At 68.3% G+C, this 1,906-nt stretch carries 2 protein-coding genes and 1 pseudogene; 1 reads left to right on the top strand and 2 read right to left on the bottom strand.

The annotated features are described in order from the left end of the window. Window positions 1-189, bottom strand: a 189-nt coding sequence (locus ACNPP0_RS24265; RefSeq protein WP_448707236.1) for a hypothetical protein, incomplete at its 3' end; no start/stop codon positions are given. 10 nt (window positions 190-199) lie between these two features. Further along, the gene (locus ACNPP0_RS24260) at window positions 200-1,054 is read right to left on the bottom strand and encodes a DUF3348 domain-containing protein (protein ID WP_448707235.1); all 855 of its coding nucleotides are present in this window, start codon (window positions 1,052-1,054) and stop codon (window positions 200-202) included. 372 nt (window positions 1,055-1,426) lie between these two features. On the opposite strand from ACNPP0_RS24260, the pseudogene ACNPP0_RS24255 reads away from it, so the two are divergent. After that, window positions 1,427-1,906: pseudogene (locus ACNPP0_RS24255) on the top strand (helix-turn-helix domain-containing protein); the annotation flags it as partial.

Here is a 1,906-nt window from a genome sequence, read left to right as displayed (position 1 = left end):
GGCGCGCGCCCCCCCGCTGGTGGCCTGCTGGTAACGCAGCAGTTCCCAAGCGCCCGCCAGATAGCAGACGCCGATCAGCAGCGTCACGGCCAGCGCCAGCGGGTTTGACCCCGCATAGCCCGCGCCAATCCAGCCCACAACGGCCAAGCCGGCCACAAATACAACGAAATTGATCAGAGTCTTGGACATGGTGTCCTGGTTAGCTGGCGCGAAGGGCGGCAAGCAGCCCTTCGACCGGTTGTAGTCGAACATCCAATTCGGCAAGCAGGACGCTGCGCATATCCTTGCGGAAAACGTCCAGCCAGGCGCCGGGGGTAACAGGCGGTGGTGCGGTTGCCGGCGCGGGCGCCTTGCCGTTGCCGTCGTCCAGCTTGGCGGCGCCATCGGCGGGCGGTGCAGCGTCGGCTTCGGCAGCGGGTGCGTCCACGGGGGCATCCCCGGGCGCATCCCCGGGCGCCAACGCGGCGGCCTCGGCCAGACGCAAGCGGTCGAAATGCCCCTGCAAAAGCTTGGGGATCGCTCCGAACAGCGCGCGTTCCTTGGGCAGCAGCGCCCGGTCCATGATGGCGTCCACCACGGCCAGACGGGTCATCTCGCCATTTTTGGCCGCGACCATACCGCGCAGACGGCTGCGCAGATTTCCCACGCTGGTCTCCATCGTGTGCTGCAACGACAGGTAGCGCTGACGAAAATTCGAGTAATCGGCCTCGGCCTGCTCGACGGCCGCCGACTTCTTGGCCGGCGCCTGTCCTGGCACGATCCGCTTGGCGCTTGTGGCCGCCGTGTCGCTGGCGATGGCGTCGGCCAGCGTCGTGCGCACGCGCGCGCATTCCCGCTCTTCGGCGCTGCTGAACATGCGCGCGCCGGGGGCGATCACCGGCGGGCTCGTGTTCAGGGCCGCGGACAGTGCGATCGCGTCCGTCCAGCCAAGCCACTGGCTTAAATGGTCGGATAACGATTGCCTGGATTCCGGAACGTCGACATCCGTCAGGCGAGTCAGCAAGCGAATGAGCGTCGGGCCGCTTAAACCTGTGCGCTGTGGGGCTTGCAACATACCACCAGAGTCAAAAAGGGGGGAGTTTACACGCTGGCGGGCCGGCTAAGGGCGGGGGGACCTTGGGGACCATGTAAATGGGGCCGCATCCCTTGCCGCCACCCACGAGTCGTGCTTGCCGGGTGTGTCGCGCCAGAGCGGAAGGCGCGGGCGGGGCCGGCCGGCAGGTGGCGGGCGGCGGGGCAGGGGCGGGGCTGACAGAACAGAAGATCAGCCGGCAGCAAGCGGTGGTAGATTGATGCGCGGCCTTTGCCAAGGCCGAAGCCCGGACCTGGGCAAAGACGGAAGGCCGGACCTGGGCGAGGCCAAGGCCAAGGCCGAAGCGCAGCCAAGGCCAAGGCCGAAGCCGAGGCCCATATAGGGAAACTTCAGTTGCCACCGCACTTCACCGATTTGCCGATCACCCGCGCGGCGCGTGCCTTGGCCGCCGGCGACCCGTTGACGGCGCTGAACCATGTGGCGCTGCGTGACGATGCGCCGGCGCTGGCCCTGCGCGGCATCGCCATGGCGCAACTGGGCGACTTCGCCCGGGCCAACGCGCTGTTGCGCAAGGCCGCGCGTGCATTCGGCCCCGCGAACCCGGTCGCGCGCGCCCGTTGCATCGTGGCCGAAGCCGAAGTGGCCTTGGCGTCGCGCGATCTGGCATGGCCCGACAAGTCGCTGGCCGCCGCACGCACCGCCTTGGCCATTCACGGCGATCCCGTCAACGCCGCGCACGCCGCCTACTTGCAGGCTCGGCGGCTATTGCTGCTGGGTCGCCTGGACGAAGCCGACCAGACCCTGGCCGACGTGGACTCCCCGGCCATGCCTGCCGCGTCCCAAGCAATTCACGAATTGATCGCGGGTGGCATC

The sequence above is a fragment of the Achromobacter semiaridum genome (assembly GCF_053543755.1).
Note: the sequence above shows the minus strand (reverse complement) of the source record. Positions and strands in the feature narration are given on the sequence as shown.

Excerpts from the sequence above, each read along its gene's own strand:
- ACNPP0_RS24260 (WP_448707235.1), bottom strand. The coding sequence starts at position 1,054 with ATGTTGCAAGCCCCACAGCGCACAGGTTTAAGCGGCCCGACGCTCATT.